Source organism: Microbacterium sp. NIBRBAC000506063 (assembly GCF_017968845.1).
Taxonomy (GTDB): Bacteria; Actinomycetota; Actinomycetes; order Actinomycetales; family Microbacteriaceae; genus Microbacterium.
Genome location: NZ_CP072877.1, coordinates 24,475 through 42,044, shown reverse-complemented (window position 1 = coordinate 42,044; position 17,570 = coordinate 24,475). Strand labels below are relative to the sequence as shown.

Below are 17,570 nucleotides of genomic sequence, written 5' to 3'. Positions count from 1 at the left end.
ACCGTCTCATACCCCTGGGGTATTTCAAGTCGAGTCTGCCACCCGAGCGCCCACGATCGACATGCCCGCGTGGCTGGACGTCGGGAAGGACTCGTTCAGAGGGGACTCAGCGATCGTCGCCACCAGGTGCCGTCGTTCCTGGAGGAGGAGTGCAGCGCCGTTGATGGTGATGTGGGTGGGCACGATGATCGGTCCTTGGCCGTCGGGTTCGTAGGCTTGGGCGACATCGCCGGTGAGGACGTTGTGGACCCGGATCGCCCCGTCCTCTCGCAGGTAGAGGAAGACGCCGCCGATCGCGGCGATGGTGGTCTCGGCGGCAACAGGCAGGGACCACAGCGGTCGGTCGTCGGCGTCGTAGCCGTGCAGGCCGGTGTCGTCCAGGGTGACGAGGGTCCCCGTGGTGGGGTCTACGGCGGCGTCGCGGGCGGTGCTGCTCACGATGCTGCCCTGATCCAGGTTGAGGAGCGCGCCGGTGGTCTCGGAGGTGGCGATGAGCGCGAGCCCGTCTCCCGGTTCAGGGCGCAGGGACGCGCTGATGGACGCCGCTGTCCAGCCGTGCTCGGCGAGGGGGATGCGCCAGAGCTCGTGATCGTCGGCCGTGTCGCGCGCGATCAGAGCGTCCTCGTGGGTGAGCAGCACGATGCCGTGGTACTCGCCGATGATGCGGATACCTTCAGGGCTCGACTCGTCGGCCGCGACGTCTCCGGTGGTGGGATCGAGCGCGACGCGTGGGCCGGTCTCGCCCATGAAGCCATCGGGAGGTGCGGCGAAGACCAGGCCGGGGCCTTGGTAGGGGCCGGGCACCTCGACCGGACCCCAGACCTGTTCCCCGGTCGTCAGGTCGTAGGCGGTGGCAGTCGTCGCGGCCAGGGCATCGGCCGTGATCTGGAGGTCGCCCAGGATCGCGAGGGCTCGGCCGTGCGCGTCGGTGGTCACGACGAACCCGGTGCAGCTCGCTGGACGTTGCGCGGCCCACAGCACGTCCCCGTAGACGTCCACGGCGGTGAACTCCAGCACACCGTCGCGTTCACCGGCGGCCAGGTACACCCCGTCCGCGTACTGAGGAGTGATGTCCCACCCGGGGTCCACGACCTCCAGCTCCTCGAACGGCGTCGGCAGCTGCAAGCCCGAGGTGTCCACCACGGGTAGCGACCCATCGACCGGGTAGGGGTCTCTTACGGGCTCGGGCTCGGATGCCCCGCAGCCGGTCACCAGCAGCGCGGCCACGGCGGCGAGGGCAAGGCTGGAGCGTCCCCGGCGCGGCGTCATGACTGTTCCGCGCGGTGCTCGCCCGCCTGGGCGTCAGCGCGAGCGTGGGTACGGCGGCGTCTGGCCCAGAGCACGAGCACGATCCCGGCGATGAGGACGACGGCGAGGATGTCCAGGATCGGGTTCGCCAGGATCGCGGTGTTCTCCTGGAGCCAGGCCTGGGCGTCGAGCGGAACCAGTTCGGGAGCCCCGACCAGGCCGTTGGTGGTCCAGAACAGCACCCCGACGCCCACGATCAGCAGCCCGGTGACCACCGAGGTGGTGTGCAGCTCCCGGCCCAGCACGGTGAACGATCGCCCGCGCAGGAACCGGCGTCCACGGGCGCCCAGGCGCTGCCAGAGCGCGGCGATCAGCAGCAGCGGCAGCACCATGCCCGCGCCGTACACGGCGAGCATGACGCCGGCGGCGAGGGTGTCGCCGCGGGCGGCGGCCAGGGTGAGCACGGCGCCCAGGATCGGGCCGGCGCAGAATCCCGCGATGCCGCTGGCAGCGCCCAGCAGCACCGTCTTGACGAGTCCGGTCTTGGACGCCGCTTGCGCGTGCAGGTCTGCCCCGGCCGGTAGCAGCCGGGCAGGGTCGAACCCGAACCCGAGCGCCTGCGCCGCGCCGAGGACGACCAGGACCAGCGAGGCGACGAGCACGATCGCCTGCCGGTGAGTCACGAACAGCGTCCCCAGGGCGCCGGCTCCGACCCCCACGGGGACCAGGACGGTCAGCAGGCCGACGTAGAACACGGCTCCGTGCAGCAGCAGCCGGGGCCCGCTGCCGATCGTGGAGGCGAAGAACGCCGGCATCAGCAACGCCGCGCACGGGCTCAGCAGCGCGAGCGTGCCGCCGGCGAACGCGGCGAGCAGTCCGATGTCCACGCCGCCTCACTCCGCCGCGTCGAGCGCGCTCTGGAACGCTTCCTGGAACACCTCGGTGGGCTGCGCCCCGACGATCGGCTGTCCGCCCAGGATGAAGATCGGGGTGGAGGTGGCGCCGAGGTCGAACCCGAACTGCTGGTTGGCGGCGATCACCTGCGCCGTCTCCTCCGAGCCCAGGTCGGCGGCGAACTGCTCGGTGTCCAAACCGAGTTCGCCCGCCAAGGCGACGAGGGCTTCCTCGCTCAGCTCGCTCTCGGACCTGCGCTCCCCGTCCTCGAACAGGGCGTCGTGGTACTCCCAGAGCGCCCCCTGGAGGGCGGCGGCGTACGAGGCCCGCGCTGCGCGCTCGGACGCGGGACCGAACACGTTGATGTCGCGCCACTCGATCCGCAGATCCCCGGCGTCGACGTGCTCCATCATCGACGGCAGTGTCTGCTCGCTCCACCGCGCGCAGAACGGGCACTGATAGTCCGAGAACACCACCAGCACCACCGGCGCATCCACGGGCCCGGCCGCGAGCAGGTCCGCCTCGTCCCTGGTCTCGGCCGCAGACAGGTCCGGTTGCTCGGGGTTCTGCACCTCCGTCGGCGCGCCGCTATCCGACGGCGAGCCCCCCTCCTCGGCCGTCGTGCCACTCCAGTTCACCGCCACGATCACGGCGATCAGGACAGCAGCCAGGGTCAACACGGCGACCGGCACGATTTGTGACGACCTCGAACGGTTCGACGGTTTCGGGCGGTTCGTGGTCTCGGTGGGCATAGGGATTCTCCTGTCACTGTCGCGGGCACCGACCTCTACTATCTCAGATAGTCGACTATGCGTGGTAGTCGAGTCGTGTCAGAATGGGTTCCATGACCTCTCCCACGACTCGATCCCGCCAGGGCATCGGCGAAAGCTTCCGGTTGGCGGTCCAGGCGCTTCGAGGGTGGACGGGCAGGCAGGTGCTGGCCGCGATCGCTGCCTCGGCGGTCGTCGCGGTGGTGATCGGGGTGGCGACGGTGCTGATCCCCAACCCGCTGTTCGGTCGAGACATCCCGCCGGTGTGGTGGAACTATCCGGTGTGGCTGGTCACCTCGGTGCTGTCGGGCATGCTGGTCGCTACGTATATCCGCCCGTACCGCGCCGCCGCGGACGAGCAGCAGGCGAATGCGGTCAGCGAGGACGGCGCCGCCACCGACGCGGCCGATGAGGCGCAGGCTCGGCGCAGCAGCCGGATGGGAATGGCCGGCGGCATCCTGGCGTGGTTCGCGGTGGGGTGCCCGGTGTGCAACAAGCTGGCGCTGCTGGCGCTGGGGTACTCGGGAGCGATCACCTGGTTCACCCCGTGCAGCCGTTCCTCGCGCTCGGCGCGCTGATCCTGACCGGCGTCGCACTGGTGTGGCGACTACGCGGGCAGGTCGCTTGCCCGGTCCGCCCCGAGCCGGTGGCGGCTGTGCGATGAAGGCCGCCGATGGGCGCTCCGGCGACCTGCTGCGCCTGGGGGCGTTGGAAGCGCAGGTGATGGACGTGCTGTGGGACCACGGCCCGGCTACCGTGCGCGAAGTGATCGAGCACCTGCCCTCCGACCCCGCCTACACCACCATCGCGACCGTGCTCACCAACCTGGATCGCAAGCGCCTGGTGACCATCACGAGGCAGAACCGGTCCACCCGGTACGGCGCCAAGATCACCAGGCACGAGCACGCCGCGGGGCTGATGGAGCAGGTGCTGGAGGCTAGCCGCGACCGGGCCGCCTCGATCCTGCAGTTCGTGGACTCGATGCCCGAGAACGACCTGGACCTGCTGCGCGACTACCTGGAACGCCGCGACCGGGGAGACATGCCATGACCGCGGGCATCCTCACGATGGCTCTGTGCACCGGACTGGTGGCATTGGCGGTGTTCGGGCCGTGGTTGCTGCGGCACGCTGCCCCCGCCCTGGTGCGCGTCCCGCGCTTGGCGATCGTGGTCGTCGCCGGCGGCATCGGGGTCTGGCTGGTCACGCTGCTGGCGATCGGCCCGGTGCTGGCCTGGGCCGGAGCCGGCCCCGCGCTGCTGCCCGAACGCGCGGCCGAGGTCTGCCAACGGTGCCTGACCGCCGCGAACCCGTTCTCCGCCGACACCACCGAAACCCTGATCCCCGCGGTGCTGCTGCTCGCCCTGCCGGTGGCGCTGGCCCTTGCTCTGGGAGCAGGTCTTGCCCGCCAGATGGTTCGGCGCAGCTCTCGCTCCCGGGACGCCGCCCGCACGCTGCTGCACGGCGCGCGGCGGCAGCTCCTTCACGGGCACGAGGTGGCACTGGTCGACGCCGAGCACCCGTTCGCGCTTACCTTCCCCGACCGTCACGGCGGGATCGTGCTCTCCACCGGCGCGGTGCGCGCGCTGGGGCCGGGCGAGCTGGCCGCCGTGCTGGCCCACGAGCACGCCCACCTGCACCAACGCCACCACCTCATCACCGCGCTAGTGGACAGCATCGCCGCCTACCTACGGTGGGTGCCGCTGATCCGCGCTGTCGCCGACGCGCTGCCGCACTACCTGGAGATCGCCGCGGACGACCAGGCCCGCCGTCACGCAGGAACCAGGGCGCTGGTCAGCGCCCTGGTCAAGCTCGGCGAACGCACCCACCCGCCATGCCGCAGCACTCCTGCCCTGTCGCCTTGCACGCCGCTGGTCCCGAACGCATCCGCCACCTCGTCCACCCCAGCGCCGGGCTGGCAGGCGCCCTGCCCGCCGTCGCGATCGCCGCATACCTGGTCGGCATGGCCGCCCTTGCTGCCCTCGTCCATCTGCCCTACGTCTCGGCCGCCCTCACCGGCTGCACCATCTGACCCTGCCGGAAACCAAGAGAGAACACCAAACAATGAATGAGAACACTCGTGAGGTGATCCTGCACGTGGCCGACGACCCCGCCGACGTGCAACGGGCGCTGGACGCCGCCGCCGGACTCCACGCCGCCGGCCTGGGAGTGCGGGTGCGGGTGATCGTCAACGGCCCGGCACTGGCCGGCCTGACCGGCACCGATGCCGTCCAGGTGCCCGAGCACACCGAGGTGGCCGCGTGCAGCGTCGGGCTCGGACGGCGCGGCATCGACCCCGGCGAGTTGCGACCCGAGGTCGGCACGGTCCCCTCCGCGGTCACCGCGATCGTCCATGCGCAACTGGCCGACGCCGCCTACATCCGCATCTGACCGGACCAGAAGGTGGCAGATGGAGCGCCGATGAGGACCATCGGGTTGCTGCACGGGATGAGCAGCGTCGCGACGGTGGACTACTACCGCCGGATCAACGACCGCGTGAACGAGCTGCGTGGCGGGCACGAGCGAGCCGAGCTGGTGCTGTCCAGCGTGAACTTCGGCGTCATCGAACGATGCGTGCGCGCCGAAGCCTGGGATGAGGCCGGACAGTATCTGGCAGGCAAAGCCCGGGGCCTGCAGCGGGCGGGAGCGGACTTCATCGCCTGCGGGAGCAACACGATGCACCGAGTCGCGCCCGTCATCGAGGCGGCGATCACCGTCCCATTCCTGCACATCGCCGATGTGGTCGCGACCACAGCGACCGACATCGGGGTGACCCGGCTGGGACTGCTCGGCACCGCGCCGACGATGGAACAGGACTTCTACCGGAGAAGACTCGAGCGAGCGGGCTTCACTGTGCTGCCCCCGGAGCCCGTCGACCGGACCACGGTCGATCAGATCATCTTCGACGAGCTGACCAGACACGTGTTCCGGCCTGAGTCTCGGGAGACCTACATCCGGGTCATGACAGACCTCCACGCGGCCGGGGCCGAGGCGATCGTGCTCGGATGCACCGAGATCATCCTCTTGGTCGGCCCCGACGACGTGCCGGGACTGCCGCTGCTTGACTCGACCACGCTGCACGTCGAAGCCATCGTCCAGACCGCGATGTCCCGCGGCTAAGCCGCCCCACAGCGGGTCCGCCGCGCCGGGACGAGCCGGTCACCGGCGCTGGAGGAGAAGTACCCCGTCGGTCAGCTCGGCGGCCTCGCCGGAAGGGGCGGTGGCGTGTCGGGTGTGCGTCTGGATGCTCAGGACGAGCCAGTCGTGCTCGTTGAGGTTCAGCTCCACGAACTGTCGTGCCGGGCTGGGAAAGCTGTGCGCGGGATGATCCGCGGCGTCGACCCAGGGTGGGAGTGCGGCGTGGGAGAGGACCACGAGGTGACCGCCGGCGCGCACCGTGGTGGCTGCGCGTTGCAGGATCGCGATGCGCGGGAGCGAGACAGGCGAGTGCAGGAAGCTGGCGGTCATCAGATCGTAGGGGCCGTCGTCCGGCTCCCACCGTGCCAGGTCGGCAGTGACGAACCGGGTGGCCGCGCTGGCCTGTTGACGCTGAGCCTCGCGGCGTGCGCGGGCGATAGCGGTGGCGGAGATGTCCACGCCGGTGACGAGCCAGCCCTGGGTGGCGAGCCAGATCGCATCGGCGCCCTCCCCGCACCCCAGATCCAGCGCTTTCCCCGGAGCCAAGTGCTGCACAGCGTTGACCAGGCTAGGGTTCGGGCGGCCCGACCACACGCGCTCGGCGTCCCGGTAGCGGCCCTCCCAGAACTCCTGAGGATTCTGAGAGGGCGAGTCGTGGCGCGTGGCGCCTGTCATCGTCCGAACAAGCGGGCGAAGAACCCGCTCGTCGCGGCTGCCTTCTCCTTCTCCTTGTCGTGTCCGGGGCACCACTGGCCCGCCGGCACGGTGCGCTTGACCTCGGCGATGTGCTGGCCGCAGCCGGCCCAGGTGGTCTTGCCGCAGGTCTTACAGGTCACAGCTCGGCACATGGATTGCTTCTTCCTTCGAGGGCTGGCTGTCGGTTGGTCGTGAGGATCGCTCGTTCAGGCGAGCGTGAGGAACAGCTTCTCCAGCTCCTCGGTGGTGATGTCGTCGGCACGGTTGGTGCCGTCGGGGTCGGCGATGCAGTCCTTCATCGCGGTGGAGATGATCGCGAACCCGGCACGGTCAAGCGCCGAGGAGACCGCCGCGAGCTGGGTCACCACCTCCCGGCACGACCCGCCGCCTTCGACCGCGTCAATGACGGCGTTGAGCTGGCCGCGGGCGCGGCGGAGCCGGTTGAGGATGCGGCGCTGGGCGTCGGGGTCACTCGTGGACATGAGAACTCCTGTTCGGGACGGGGGCGCTCGTCAGGTCGACGTGCTGCCGGGCATCGGGGATGTCGAGTGTGTGCTGCGGCGTCTGAGGCTGCCGACGAGTGGTGAGCCAGCTCGTCGGGCATGTTCCAGTGACCGCCATGACCGCGATGACGGTGGCCATCACGCCGGCGGCTACCGCGATCGCCGGGTCCGTCGACAGCATGGATGCACCGAACGCGCCGACGATCAGGGCGACGGCTCCACGGCTCAGCCGCCCCCATACGCCGGCGCGGCATGCCGGGGCGCAGGTGAGCTGTCGGTCAGACATAGGCGAAACTCCTCTGACTGTCAGGAACGTCGTCGAGTGGGTGGTCGGCCCAAAAGCCCAGGATCGGCACCGAGCTCTCCTCGACCACCCGGGTCGGGTTCTCTCGCCTGATCTCGGTCGCGCCCATGACTCCACTATACCCCCGGGGGTATCGCGATCTCAACTTTGTCATCGCAGCGTCGCGAACGAGGTCTCCGCGACAGAGGCAAGCGGACTCTCCGGACGGTTGTGCAGCGCCCACCGATCGCTCCTCGCGCAGCCCACTCCTCTCGGACCGCGTGGGCCGCAGAGGTCACGAACCGGGCGGGAGGCGGCTACCCCACGGCGGCCGGCGAAGACAGGCTGAACCATACGACTATGCTAGATAGTAACTATCATGGATAGTCGAACATGAGGTTGGTCAACGTGCGGAACGGGGTTCGGAGCATGCGGGAGACAGTCGGACGGAGTAAGCCACCGCCGCGGCGCTGGCATGGGTTCCTCAGCGCGGCGGCGGGGACGGTCCTCGTCCTCGCTGGCGGGGCGCTGCTGGTAGGCCTTCTCGCCGCGCCGGAGCGGGTCGAGTATGTGTACGGGACGGTGAAGACGGCGGTCACGGGAAGCATCCATGCCGCGCGGGAGGACGCGTTCGGAGACCTGCCCACCGTGGACTTGGGCGCCACGGGTGGCGTGCACGAACTAGACGGCTGCGACGGAACGTTCACGGAGATGAGTTCCTACGAGCGGGAGGGCGTTCCGCCGGTATGGGCAGCTCACAACAATTGTCAAGGCGACGTCCTGCTCCCCTGGGAGATAGGCCAACGGGTGCAGGTCGAGGGTAGCGATCAGGTGTATCAAGTGGTTGATATCCGCCACACGCCAAAGACCTGGGCGACCACCGATGACCTACTTGGCCTCGACGGTTCATTCGCCTTGCAGACATGCTTCTACGGCGAGGACCGGATGAAGTTCGTTGGGCTCGAACCGGTCGATTAGTCGCGGGATTGTCGAGACCCGCCCGTCGCGCAGTCCTCAGCGCGGTCCGTCTGGTGCCCGCGAAAGAGGTGGTCAGGAATCCCATCCCAGGAATGCGGTTGATGAGCCCGAATCGGTCGCGGCGTCGAACCAACACGAGTCCTGCAGTCTCCGCGGTTTCGCACCCATCCTCGCCCGGAACCGCATCATCGTCCAGCCGGTCGGGCCGTTGGCCTACGACTGCGTTCAGGTCATCGTCGTTCGCGATGGAAGCGCTATCCTGTTTAGCGAGTTCAAGCAGAAGCTGGTCAAGTTTGGGGACGTGATTCTCCTGGGGGCCAACACACTGCTTGGGGGTGAGCCCGAGGGTCGTGCAACTGTGACGACGGTCTATCTCGACACCGACTACTTGATTGACCAGATTTTCTGGCAACACGTCGGCATATTACGGGACCGCCTCGACGCGCAGTGCTTTGCCGAGACTATGTATGCCGAGCCTGCGCAGGTACTTCATATCGGCGAAGATCGAGCGGGTATGCTGATGCCGCGTCTCGATGAGCTGGTTGCTCTCAGTATCGATGGCCGATTCGCGGAGAACTTCAATCGAATGCAGGCATTGTGGTTCAGCATCGCTCATGTCGTGACTCCCTTTGTCAAGACCTCACCGATCCGTACATCCCCGACGCAGCGCGCGACCGCGATACCCTCCCTACCTCGTGTTCGTCGGTTTGCGCCATTGCGCACAGAAGCGCGCAAGGTCGCTGAACTCTTACGGACGGACCCGGCGCGGCGTTGGTCCGTGTCGGACTTGGCAGATGAAGTACATCTGTCGAAGTCACAGGTCAACCGCATCTTCGTTGAGGCGTACGGGAAGTCACCGATCGCTTACCTGACCATGCAGCGAGCCGAGCGGATGGCGCATCTTTTACGCACGACGTCCCGCTCTGTTGCGGCGATCGCTCAGGAGGTGGGCTGGAGCGATCCTGACTTCGCCGCTCGCCAGTTCCGCCGCGGCGTCGGCCTTACTCCCAGCGACTACCGGACGATGCATCGGGTGACGTCCACGCAAGTGGCCGGGTGAAGGACGCATCTGTCCGGGTGATAGCCGCGGGATCGGTGGCCGCAGGCCCCAGGGCCAGTTCCGATCCGGTAGGCCGGTAGAGACTCGTCGGGTTCGTCGCGGAGCTGACGGTCGCCAGTCTTGTTCCGTCGTCCGTCTTGTCTTCCTGATCCGCCCGGCGTACCTCGCGGTCGCACGGTTGCTCCCACTCGGAGTGGCCCTGGCGGAGGGAGGTCAGGCGATGGCTGCGAACGAGGACAAGCAGGCGGCGCGGCAAGTGACGCTCGATGCGCTGGAAGAACGCATCGTGCGTTCGGTCGAGGAACTGGTGTCGGGCGATGACTGGCGGCGTGCGATCGAGTTCGCCGCGAGGTTCCGGACCCGCTCGTTCAACAACACGCTGTTGATCTGGGCGCAGCATCTCGAAGCCTACGAACAGGGCCGGGTGCCGACACCGACGCCGACCTGGGTTGCCGGGTACAACGACTGGCAGAAGATGGGCCGCTGGCCGGAGAAGGACGGCGGCTATCGGATTCGCGGTCCGGTCAAGGCGAGGTTCGCATCGGCGACCCCGCGCGATCCGGCGTCGTGGCGGCGGCTCGGGAAGTGGGAGAAGCCCCGACCGGGCGAAGTCGTGCGCAGGCGGATCGTCAGCGTCGTCCCGGCCTATGTGTGGGACGTGTCGAGGACGCACGGCGCACCGCTTCCCGAGCTGCCCCGTCCGAGGCTGCTGGAAGGCGAAGCCCCGGCCGGGCTGTGGGAGGGCCTGACCGAGCAGGCGGAGTCGCTGGGGTTCGAGGTGCTGCGGATGCCGCGCGACCGCATCGAACGGGGCGCGAACGGCTGCATCGACTTCGAGACCCGGCAAGTGATGGTCTGCGCGGACATGGACCCGGCCGCGCAGGTCAAGACCCTCGCGCACGAGCTGGCGCACGTCCGGCTGGACGGCCCGAATCAGCGGGACGACGCCCGCGAGCATCGAGGAATCAGCGAGGTACGCGCGGAGTCGGTCGCGTTGATGATCGCCGCCGCACACGGCATGGACACCAGCGACTACACGATCCCGTATGTCGCCGGATGGGCGAGCAACGTGGACGGGAAAGACCCCGTGGCGGTGGTCCGCGCCACGGGCGAGCAGGTGCGCAGCACCGCATTCGACATTCTCGACAAGCTCGACACCACACAGCTCGGGAACGGCAACCCGCTGTCCCTGCGTGTCGATGGCCCGGAGCACACGCCGCAGGCCCAGGAGACGCCAGAGCAGGCCGCGCGCCAGGTCGAGCCGCTGCCGGAGCGGGAGACGCCGGCGGCCTCAGTCGGCTCGGGACGGGGCCTGTGATGGTCACCCCCGCCACGGCTGCCGCCGTGTTCGGTCAGCTCGACGGGGCACCGTTGCCGGTCGCGGCTGGTGAGCTGGCGCGGGCCGGAGTTCCGGTGTTCCCCTGTGCGCCGGCCGGGAAGCGGCCGATCCCGGAGCGCGGATTCCACGAGGCCAGCATCGACCCGAGCCGTGTTGAGGCGTGGTGGCGGGCGCGGCCGGCCGCGAACATCGGCATCCCGACCGGTGCCGTCTCGGGGCTGGTAGTGATCGACGTGGATGTGCACGGCGTCAACGGGTACGCCGCCTACGCGCGGTCAGCCCGGGCCGGGCTGATCCCCGAGCCGCTGGCGGTCGTGCGCACACCCACCGGCGGCCAGCACGCCTACTTTCCAGCCGACCCGAACCAGGCGCAACGGTCCTGGCAGGCAGGGAAGGTCGGCATCGACTGTCGCGGGGACGGCGGCTACATCATCGCCCCGCCCTCGCTGCTACGGCTCGACGGCCTGCGCACGCCGTACCGGGTCGAGCAGCTCGCGGCCGGTGCGGCCTGGCCGATAGATGCGGGCCGGCTGCGAGACTTCCTTGATCCTCGGCCCGCGCCTCGGCCGCGCCTCGGTGGGCCAGTGCGGCGCGAGGATGCGGAGCGGCTGGCGACGTGGCTGGGGCGGCAGGCCACAGACCGCAACCTCAAACTCTTCTGGGCCTCGTGCCGGTTGTCCGAGGGCGGGGTGCCGCTCACGGATGCCCTGGACGCGATGGTGACGGCCGCACAATCCGATTTCGGGGAGCGGGAGATCACCCGCACCGTCTACAGCGCCTATCGCAGCGTCGGCGCCGGAGCCCGCCGGGACCGTCCGGCCGCATCGGCTTCGGGCGAGTTCGCTCGCGGGAACGCGCAGCAGCGGGCGCCCGCCACGCGGGGCTGTCATGAAGGAGCTACGCGGCCGCCGGTGGGCGGTCATCACCTCGGTCGCCGGGACGGTGTTCATCGCTGCCGGCGCGTTCTGGTTGTCGTTCACGTCCCTGGCCGACCTTGCCCGCCGCTCCGGGATCGGGGCCGGGCAGGCGTGGGCGTGGCCGCTGATCGTCGACGGCGTAATCGTGGTCTCCACGGTGGCCGTCGTTGCCCTCGCCGGTGAGCGAGCGGCGTGGTATCCGTGGGCGTTGCTGGTCGGCGGTGCCGCGGTGTCGGTGACGGCGAACTCGCTGCATGCGGTGGTCGCGGCCGACGCCGACGTGCCCGGACCGCTCGCGGCCGCGGTCGCTGCCGTGCCGCCGGTCGTGCTGCTGGCGATCACGCATCTGACCGTTGTGCTGACCCGCGCCACCGCACGCCCGGCTACTGCGCTCGAGTTGCCGCCGGCGCTCGAGCCGATCACCCCGTTGCCCCAGAGCGAGACGGCATCTCTTGACCCGCCATCTACGGCGGCAGGCGTCACCGCTGCGGACACGGACGGCGGGCCGGATCGTCGGGCGCTGGCGGCAGAGCTGCGAGAGCAGGACTGGTCGAACAAGGCCATCGCCCGGCATTTGGGCGTGCATCCCTCGACGGTGGGTCGCTGGCTGCCTCGTGCTCACCAGTCCGATGAGGCCGACCCGTCCGGGTCGCAGCCCGAGATGGAAGGAGCCCTGCCATGAACGATCAGGACCGGATGCGGGAGCAGCATCGCTCCGAGCCCGAGCCGCCACCCCGTAAGCGGAACGACCTGAACCCAACCGAGGCGACCGAAGCAGCGGGGACGCCGGATGCGGTCAAGGCCGCCGCGTCCCGCACGGCGGCGAAGGAGAAGCTGGCGCGGGTACGGGGCCGGGGCGTGGATTGGGTGCGCCCGACCGACCTGATCGCCCAAGGCGGCGGCCGGCTGTCCCGCCGGGGCATCGACCGGACCGCCGATATGAACCGGCACGTTCGCGCCCCGATCGAGAAGGGCGCCCGCTGGGTCGCCGAGCGAGCCAAGCGTCTGCCGCCTCTGAGCGCCTTCGGCCGTCGCGGCGGCGCCGAGCAGGGACCGCACCGCTCCGGGGTCGGGATGAGGTAGCCGGGTGGTGATGAGTCATGGGCGCTCATTCCGTCAAGGCGAGCCCCGCAGTCGTCTGCGGGTGCACCTCGCCGTCGGGAGGTGCCCAGACCATGACCAACGACACCAGCACCATGAGCGAGACCAGCGGCCGGACGGCTGAGGACTACCGCACCAGCGAGGGCCTGCGTGCCCTGCTGAAACGGCTGCACGCCGCCGGCCAGCGCGCCTGGGAGCACGACCCGGTAGCGGCAGAGCTGATGGCGTTCGCGGCCGAGAAGTACGCGGCGCTGGCGCACAAGCACCGGCTCGATCCGTGGGAGGCCGCGTCGGCGGCGTTCGATGTGATGCGCACCAAGGCCGCCCGCATCGCCGATGACCCGTGGGCGGTCATCACGCACGCGGTACGGATCACCTGCATCGCCGAGGAACGCGGCCAAGGGCTGCTGTGCTCGACCCACCAGGCACGCCGGCCCGCTACTCGATCTTCCACGACCCCGAACGGCTCTCCGACCGCGAGAACGTCCTGAGCGACTACCATCCCGCGTTCCAGATCAAGGACGCCCACGACCGCGACAACACCCCGGAGCAGGCACCGGCCGAGCCGGCGGCAACCACCGCGGCGTCGGCGGTCGAGGACGCGATCACGCTGCTGATGCTGCTGGACTGGCCCGAGGGCACGGCACGCCCGGCGGTAGAACACGTCTGCGTGGCGCTGACGCGCGTCGGGAACCGGCACACCGCCTACGAGACACTGCGACGCGACAAGCACGCCCGAGCCCTGATCGACCTTCCTGGCCGGTCCTGGGCGGTGCTGCTGCGCGCCCTGCTCGGCTGCCCGGACCCGGCGCTCGCGGCGACCGGCGCGGGACGCGGCATCCTGCTGCGGCTGCTGATCGGCGAGACCCTGCCGGTGCTGCTGCGCGATGACGACCTCGTGCTCACCCTCTCCCTGGCCGCACCGGGCATCAGCAAGCCGGGCGCGAGAAAGGCGCGAGGTGCGGGATGAGCGCACCGGCCGGACACATCGAGCTGGAGCGGGCGGTTGACTCCATCACTGTCGGCCGCCGGCACCGCACGGACCTGGGCGACATCGACGCGCTCGCGGCGTCGATCGACCGGGACGGTCTGTTGCAGCCGCCGACGATCACCCCGGACGGGGTGCTGGTGTGCGGGGCGCGCCGGATGGCCGCGATCAAGAAGCTCGGCTGGCGCCGCGTCAGCGTGTGGGTGCGCTCCGGTATCTCGGACCGGCTGGGGCATCTGCTGGCCGAGCAGGACGACAACCAGCTCCACAAGCCGCTCACCGCGATCGAGGCCGCCGCCTTGTACCGGGAGATCAAGGAACTCATGGCCGAGGACGCCGCACGCCGCAAGGCCAAGACCCAGTTCCACGAGGGCCACGAGCCCGGAAAGCATGGTCCCGCCGATTCGGCGGGACCATCGGACTCGCACCAGCTCGGAGACGCTCGGACACAGGCGGCGCGGATGGTGACCGGCTCGGCGTCCTACAGTCGGCTGGAACAGATCGGCTACCTGCAACACCTGGCCGACGATCCGAGCACCCCGGAGACGATCCGCGTCCAGGCGCGGGACGGGCTGACGCAGATCGAGGCCGGTGCGGCGGTCAACCCGATCTTCCAGCGCCTCCGCGACAGCCAAGCCAAGGCCGACAGCGAGCGGGACCAACGGTTTCACGAGCTGGCCGACGAAGCCCTGGCCCGCGTCCACGCCGCCAAGACCAGCAAGGCCAGCAAGGTCAGCAAGCCGGCCACGCCGAAGCGTCGCCCCGTCGTTGAGGACGAGGAACCGACGCGGTACCCGCTGCGGGCGTTCGTACTGACCTGGGGCGACCTGGAAGCGTGGTGGACTCACTACGACGTGGACGAGCTGGCCGTCGAGCTCACCGACGAGCAGGCCGAGGCGTTCTTCGCCACCGTCGAGGGCACCACCGAGTTCGCCGACCGGCTCCGCACCGCCCGCACAACCGTCGCTGAGTCGGCGGGCCGGCCGCTGCTGCGCGCCCTCTGATGCACCGGTAGGGCCAGTCACCGGCGGGCTCACCTCTGGGCATGAAGACGAATCTCGCTTCCTGGTCCCGTGGCCGACTCATCGCGGTGATCGCCGTCGGCCTCGTGCTGCTGCTCCTGATCGGCGTCGGCGTGTATGGGCTCATCACCGGCCCACGACAGCCCACCGATCGCGCGCCCGATCCGGCTCCGACCATCACCGCTCCGGGTGAGTCCGAGCCCGGCAAACCGGGGCCGCCGCGGGTGATCCCCTCGCACGACCCGGATGAGTTCGCCCGCAATGTCGCTGAGGCGCTGTTCGCCTGGGACACCGGCTCCGGGCTGATGCCGCAGGATTACTCCGCCGCGATCTTGGAGGTCGGGGACCCTCCGGCCATGAGCAGGCGGGCCTCGCCGCCGACATCGCGTCCTATCTGCCGTCGCGGGAGGCGTGGATCGAGCTGCGCAAGTACGCCACCACCCAGCATCTCACCATCGAGTCCTCGTTCGTGCCCCAAGCATGGGACACCGCGGTTGAGCAGGCCCAGTCCGGGCAGCTCCCGCGTGGTGCGACCGCGATCACGATCGAAGGAACCCGGCACCGCGAGGGCGTCTGGAACGGCGAACCCGTCACCAGCGAGCACCCCGTGGCCTTCACCGTGTTTCTGGCCTGCCCGCCCCCGGCGCCGGAGTTCCGCACCGGCCCGTGTCACGTGCTGCGCCTGTCGCAGCTCGACAACCCGCTGCGATGACAGAAGGCACGCCGTGGTCAAGAAGCTCCTCATCCTCGGACTCGCCTTCGTCCTGTTCGGCCCTGCCTGTGTCCTGATGGCGATCGGCGTGCTGATGAACCCGCCGCCGCGAACTGCGCCGTCCCGGCGGCAGCGTCACCGTGGGCAACGTCCCCGATTCGTTGACCGTCACCACGCAAGACGGCACCACGTTCACGCTGAACAAGACCCAGCTCACGCACGCGGCCACGATCATCACTGTCGGCGGCGGCATCGAGGGCGTCGGCCGGCCCGGCATCAAGATCGCGCTGATGGCCGCGCTCACCGAGAGCACCCTGCGCCAGCTCGCCAACACCAGTGCCTACCCCGAGTCCGCGAACTACCCCAACGACGGCAACGGCGGCGACCACGACTCCCTCGGCCTGTTCCAGATGCGCCCGCAATCCGGGTGGGGAACCGTCGCGGAGCTGATGGACACGAACTATCAGGCCCGCGCGTTCTACGGCGGACCCGATGGACCTAACTATCCCTCGCCGCGGGGCCTGCTGGACATCCCCGGCTGGGCCCAGATGGACCCCGGCGAGGCCGCGCAAGCCGTCGAGGTCAGTGCCTACCCTGACCGCTACCGCAACTACGAGCCGGTCGCCGAACGCATCCTCGACGCTCTCACCGGCGCGACGGGTGCGGCTGGCCCGGCCACCGCCTCGGTGGTGGCCGGTCCGGTCGCGGAGTCCTCGCGGGTCGTGTTCCCGCTCCCCGAGGGAACTTGGGTGCTCACCAGCGAGTTCGGGCCGCGTATCCATCCGATCACCGGGGAACCGTCGTTCCACACCGGCACCGACTTCGCCGCACCGGACGGCACGCCGATCCTCGCCGCCGCAGACGGGACCGTGACCGTGGCCGAGTTCTCCGGCGGCTACGGCGGACTCATCGTCATCGAGCACCAGATCGACGGGCAGACCGTGGCGACCGCCTACGCGCATATGTGGCAGTCCGGCATCCTCGTCGCGGCCGGAGATCGTGTGACCGCGGGCCAGCACATCGGCGATGTCGGCAGCTCCGGCAACAGCACGGGCCACACCTGCATTTCGAGGTCCGGCCCGGCGGCACCAGCGGCGAGGCCGTCGACGCGGCCAAGTGGCTCAACGACCACAACGCGGTCGACCTGCCCGAAGCCACGGTCGGCAGCCCGAACGAGTGCAGTTCCGGTGGAGCGCCGGGCGATCCCGCCCCGCTGGACGGCGACCCCGACCAGATGGTCGATGACCCCACCAGCAGCGGGCAGATCACCGCGCGCATGGCGCACGTCATGGCCCAAGCCCGTGCCGCGTTCCCCGACAGCTCCTGGGCCTGCTACTCGCCCCGGCCCGGCACAACGTCAGAGCACCCGCTGGGCCGGGCGTGTGACATCACGTTCGGGAACCCGATCGGGACGCACCCGACGCCCGCGCAGCTCGAGGACGGGTGGCGGGTGACGAACTGGATGAAGGACCACGCCGAGTCGCTGGGCGTGGAGTACCTGATCTGGCAGGGCCAAATCTGGTCCCTGGCCCGCGACGCCGAAGGCTGGCGCCCCTACAACGGCGGCGGGATGCACGACCCCGGCAACGTGACCGGCGGCCATTACGACCACCTGCACATCACCGTCAGGGCCGGTTCGTGATGGAAGTGTTCCCCGACTTCGACGGGCTCGGAGGCATCGGCGATCTGAAACAGGTCATCGGCGCCCTGCTGATGTTCGTGCTCATCGTCGCGGTGCTCATGGTCATCGTCTCGGCGATCTGCTGGGCGCTGGGCGCCTCGCACGGCAACCACTCGCTTGCCTCCAAGGGCCGGGTCGGGGTGCTCGTCGGCGTCGGCGCCGCCGCGCTCGCCGGCGCGGGGGTGGCGTGGGTGAACTGGCTCATCGCCCTCGGCCAACAGCTCTGATCCTCCGTCGCCAGCA

19 protein-coding genes and 5 pseudogenes are annotated in these 17,570 nt (G+C 69.7%); 16 read left to right on the top strand and 8 right to left on the bottom strand.

Annotated features, from left to right (window positions below):
• Positions 1 to 24: 24 nt before the first annotated feature.
• Genes KAE78_RS14735 through KAE78_RS14725 form a run of 3 tightly spaced genes read right to left on the bottom strand, consistent with a single transcriptional unit; the run spans position 25 to position 2,894 of the window.
• Positions 25 to 1,269 carry a hypothetical protein gene (locus KAE78_RS14735; RefSeq protein ID WP_138445558.1) on the bottom strand — a complete coding sequence of 415 codons (1,245 nt, stop codon included), beginning with the start codon at positions 1,267 to 1,269 and terminating at the stop codon, positions 25 to 27.
• The gene (locus KAE78_RS14730; RefSeq protein WP_102209895.1) at positions 1,266 to 2,135 is read right to left on the bottom strand and encodes a cytochrome c biogenesis CcdA family protein; all 870 of its coding nucleotides are present in this window, start codon (positions 2,133 to 2,135) and stop codon (positions 1,266 to 1,268) included. Before KAE78_RS14730 ends, KAE78_RS14735 begins: the two co-directional genes overlap by 4 nt.
• Before the next feature lie 6 nt (positions 2,136 to 2,141).
• Positions 2,142 to 2,894: a DsbA family protein gene (locus KAE78_RS14725; protein ID WP_051016935.1), complete on the bottom strand. Its 753-nt coding sequence runs from the start codon at positions 2,892 to 2,894 to the stop codon at positions 2,142 to 2,144.
• Positions 2,895 to 2,986: 92 nt separating this feature from the next.
• Between KAE78_RS14725 and KAE78_RS14720 the strand changes: the two are divergent.
• The 5 genes and pseudogenes from KAE78_RS14720 to KAE78_RS14700 all read left to right on the top strand — a co-directional run bounded on the left by KAE78_RS14720 (position 2,987) and on the right by KAE78_RS14700 (position 6,029).
• A pseudogene (locus KAE78_RS14720) lies at positions 2,987 to 3,576 on the top strand (hypothetical protein).
• Entirely contained in the window at positions 3,573 to 3,962 is a 390-nt protein-coding gene (locus KAE78_RS14715) for a BlaI/MecI/CopY family transcriptional regulator (protein ID WP_036542093.1), read from the top strand. Before KAE78_RS14720 ends, KAE78_RS14715 begins: the two are co-directional and overlap by 4 nt.
• The gene (locus KAE78_RS14710; RefSeq protein ID WP_223172698.1) at positions 3,959 to 4,981 is read left to right on the top strand and encodes a M56 family metallopeptidase; all 1,023 of its coding nucleotides are present in this window, start codon (positions 3,959 to 3,961) and stop codon (positions 4,979 to 4,981) included. The genes KAE78_RS14715 and KAE78_RS14710 overlap by 4 nt, the downstream gene beginning before the upstream one ends.
• A complete protein-coding gene (locus KAE78_RS14705; RefSeq protein WP_036542089.1) occupies positions 4,974 to 5,300 on the top strand; it encodes a hypothetical protein in 327 nt (108 codons plus the stop codon). Before KAE78_RS14710 ends, KAE78_RS14705 begins: the two co-directional genes overlap by 8 nt.
• 57 nt (positions 5,301 to 5,357) lie before the next feature.
• Positions 5,358 to 6,029, top strand: coding sequence for an aspartate/glutamate racemase family protein (locus KAE78_RS14700; RefSeq protein WP_262927897.1), 672 nt, complete (start codon positions 5,358 to 5,360; stop codon positions 6,027 to 6,029).
• Positions 6,030 to 6,068: 39 nt separating this feature from the next.
• Here KAE78_RS14700 and KAE78_RS14695 read toward each other — a convergent pair whose 3' ends face one another.
• Genes KAE78_RS14695 through KAE78_RS18005 form a run of 5 tightly spaced genes read right to left on the bottom strand, consistent with a single transcriptional unit; the run spans position 6,069 to position 7,659 of the window.
• On the bottom strand, positions 6,069 to 6,722 hold the full coding sequence (locus KAE78_RS14695) for a class I SAM-dependent methyltransferase (RefSeq protein WP_112266850.1): 654 nt from the start codon (positions 6,720 to 6,722) through the stop codon (positions 6,069 to 6,071).
• Positions 6,719 to 6,895, bottom strand: a complete 177-nt coding sequence (locus KAE78_RS14690; protein ID WP_164498150.1) for a hypothetical protein — start codon at positions 6,893 to 6,895, stop codon at positions 6,719 to 6,721. Before KAE78_RS14690 ends, KAE78_RS14695 begins: the two co-directional genes overlap by 4 nt.
• A gap of 54 nt (positions 6,896 to 6,949) precedes the next feature.
• Positions 6,950 to 7,225, bottom strand: coding sequence for a metal-sensitive transcriptional regulator (locus KAE78_RS14685; RefSeq protein WP_026529653.1), 276 nt, complete (start codon positions 7,223 to 7,225; stop codon positions 6,950 to 6,952).
• Positions 7,212 to 7,532: a hypothetical protein gene (locus KAE78_RS14680; protein ID WP_028850586.1), complete on the bottom strand. Its 321-nt coding sequence runs from the start codon at positions 7,530 to 7,532 to the stop codon at positions 7,212 to 7,214. The genes KAE78_RS14685 and KAE78_RS14680 overlap by 14 nt, the downstream gene beginning before the upstream one ends.
• Positions 7,525 to 7,659 carry a hypothetical protein gene (locus tag KAE78_RS18005; RefSeq protein WP_257996725.1) on the bottom strand — a complete coding sequence of 45 codons (135 nt, stop codon included), beginning with the start codon at positions 7,657 to 7,659 and terminating at the stop codon, positions 7,525 to 7,527. The genes KAE78_RS14680 and KAE78_RS18005 overlap by 8 nt, the downstream gene beginning before the upstream one ends.
• A gap of 299 nt (positions 7,660 to 7,958) precedes the next feature.
• Between KAE78_RS18005 and KAE78_RS14675 the strand changes: the two genes are divergently transcribed.
• From KAE78_RS14675 to KAE78_RS14625, 11 genes and pseudogenes are all read left to right on the top strand, one after another.
• A complete protein-coding gene (locus KAE78_RS14675) occupies positions 7,959 to 8,507 on the top strand; it encodes a hypothetical protein (RefSeq protein ID WP_146770521.1) in 549 nt (182 codons plus the stop codon).
• Positions 8,508 to 8,715: 208 nt separating this feature from the next.
• The gene (locus tag KAE78_RS14670) at positions 8,716 to 9,567 is read left to right on the top strand and encodes a helix-turn-helix domain-containing protein (RefSeq protein ID WP_164498149.1); all 852 of its coding nucleotides are present in this window, start codon (positions 8,716 to 8,718) and stop codon (positions 9,565 to 9,567) included.
• 220 nt (positions 9,568 to 9,787) lie between these two features.
• Complete coding sequence (locus KAE78_RS14665; protein WP_112266854.1) at positions 9,788 to 10,885, top strand: ArdC-like ssDNA-binding domain-containing protein; 1,098 nt, start codon at positions 9,788 to 9,790, stop codon at positions 10,883 to 10,885.
• A pseudogene (locus KAE78_RS14660) lies at positions 10,885 to 11,334 on the top strand (bifunctional DNA primase/polymerase); the annotation flags it as partial. The gene KAE78_RS14665 and the pseudogene KAE78_RS14660, both read left to right, overlap by 1 nt.
• Before the next feature lie 460 nt (positions 11,335 to 11,794).
• Positions 11,795 to 12,505: a helix-turn-helix domain-containing protein gene (locus tag KAE78_RS14655; protein ID WP_026529657.1), complete on the top strand. Its 711-nt coding sequence runs from the start codon at positions 11,795 to 11,797 to the stop codon at positions 12,503 to 12,505.
• The gene (locus KAE78_RS14650) at positions 12,502 to 12,906 is read left to right on the top strand and encodes a hypothetical protein (RefSeq protein ID WP_026529658.1); all 405 of its coding nucleotides are present in this window, start codon (positions 12,502 to 12,504) and stop codon (positions 12,904 to 12,906) included. The genes KAE78_RS14655 and KAE78_RS14650 overlap by 4 nt, the downstream gene beginning before the upstream one ends.
• Before the next feature lie 92 nt (positions 12,907 to 12,998).
• Positions 12,999 to 13,894 (top strand): annotated as a pseudogene (locus KAE78_RS14645) (hypothetical protein).
• A complete protein-coding gene (locus KAE78_RS14640) occupies positions 13,891 to 14,916 on the top strand; it encodes a ParB N-terminal domain-containing protein (RefSeq protein ID WP_112266858.1) in 1,026 nt (341 codons plus the stop codon). Before KAE78_RS14645 ends, KAE78_RS14640 begins: the two are co-directional and overlap by 4 nt.
• Positions 14,917 to 14,957: 41 nt before the next feature.
• Positions 14,958 to 15,646, top strand: a pseudogene (locus KAE78_RS14635) (hypothetical protein).
• A gap of 13 nt (positions 15,647 to 15,659) precedes the next feature.
• Positions 15,660 to 17,288, top strand: a pseudogene (locus tag KAE78_RS14630) (M23 family metallopeptidase).
• Positions 17,288 to 17,554 (top strand): DUF6112 family protein, encoded by a 267-nt coding sequence (locus KAE78_RS14625; protein WP_026529667.1) that lies wholly within the window; start codon positions 17,288 to 17,290, stop codon positions 17,552 to 17,554. The pseudogene KAE78_RS14630 and the gene KAE78_RS14625 overlap by 1 nt, the downstream one beginning before the upstream one ends.
• Positions 17,555 to 17,570 lie beyond the last annotated feature (16 nt).

Excerpts from the sequence above, each read along its gene's own strand:
- KAE78_RS14710 (WP_223172698.1), top strand. The coding sequence starts at position 3,959 with ATGACCGCGGGCATCCTCACGATGGCTCTGTGCACCGGACTGGTGGCA.
- KAE78_RS14650 (WP_026529658.1), top strand. The coding sequence starts at position 12,502 with ATGAACGATCAGGACCGGATGCGGGAGCAGCATCGCTCCGAGCCCGAG.
- KAE78_RS14715 (WP_036542093.1), top strand. The coding sequence starts at position 3,573 with ATGAAGGCCGCCGATGGGCGCTCCGGCGACCTGCTGCGCCTGGGGGCG.
- KAE78_RS14665 (WP_112266854.1), top strand. The coding sequence starts at position 9,788 with ATGGCTGCGAACGAGGACAAGCAGGCGGCGCGGCAAGTGACGCTCGAT.
- KAE78_RS14705 (WP_036542089.1), top strand. The coding sequence starts at position 4,974 with ATGAATGAGAACACTCGTGAGGTGATCCTGCACGTGGCCGACGACCCC.
- KAE78_RS14655 (WP_026529657.1), top strand. The coding sequence starts at position 11,795 with ATGAAGGAGCTACGCGGCCGCCGGTGGGCGGTCATCACCTCGGTCGCC.
- KAE78_RS14725 (WP_051016935.1), bottom strand. The coding sequence starts at position 2,894 with ATGCCCACCGAGACCACGAACCGCCCGAAACCGTCGAACCGTTCGAGG.
- KAE78_RS14625 (WP_026529667.1), top strand. The coding sequence starts at position 17,288 with ATGGAAGTGTTCCCCGACTTCGACGGGCTCGGAGGCATCGGCGATCTG.
- KAE78_RS14675 (WP_146770521.1), top strand. The coding sequence starts at position 7,959 with ATGCGGGAGACAGTCGGACGGAGTAAGCCACCGCCGCGGCGCTGGCAT.
- KAE78_RS18005 (WP_257996725.1), bottom strand. The coding sequence starts at position 7,659 with ATGGGCGCGACCGAGATCAGGCGAGAGAACCCGACCCGGGTGGTCGAG.
- KAE78_RS14700 (WP_262927897.1), top strand. The coding sequence starts at position 5,358 with ATGAGCAGCGTCGCGACGGTGGACTACTACCGCCGGATCAACGACCGC.
- KAE78_RS14685 (WP_026529653.1), bottom strand. The coding sequence starts at position 7,225 with ATGTCCACGAGTGACCCCGACGCCCAGCGCCGCATCCTCAACCGGCTC.
- KAE78_RS14690 (WP_164498150.1), bottom strand. The coding sequence starts at position 6,895 with ATGTGCCGAGCTGTGACCTGTAAGACCTGCGGCAAGACCACCTGGGCC.
- KAE78_RS14735 (WP_138445558.1), bottom strand. The coding sequence starts at position 1,269 with ATGACGCCGCGCCGGGGACGCTCCAGCCTTGCCCTCGCCGCCGTGGCC.
- KAE78_RS14695 (WP_112266850.1), bottom strand. The coding sequence starts at position 6,722 with ATGACAGGCGCCACGCGCCACGACTCGCCCTCTCAGAATCCTCAGGAG.
- KAE78_RS14680 (WP_028850586.1), bottom strand. The coding sequence starts at position 7,532 with ATGTCTGACCGACAGCTCACCTGCGCCCCGGCATGCCGCGCCGGCGTA.
- KAE78_RS14640 (WP_112266858.1), top strand. The coding sequence starts at position 13,891 with ATGAGCGCACCGGCCGGACACATCGAGCTGGAGCGGGCGGTTGACTCC.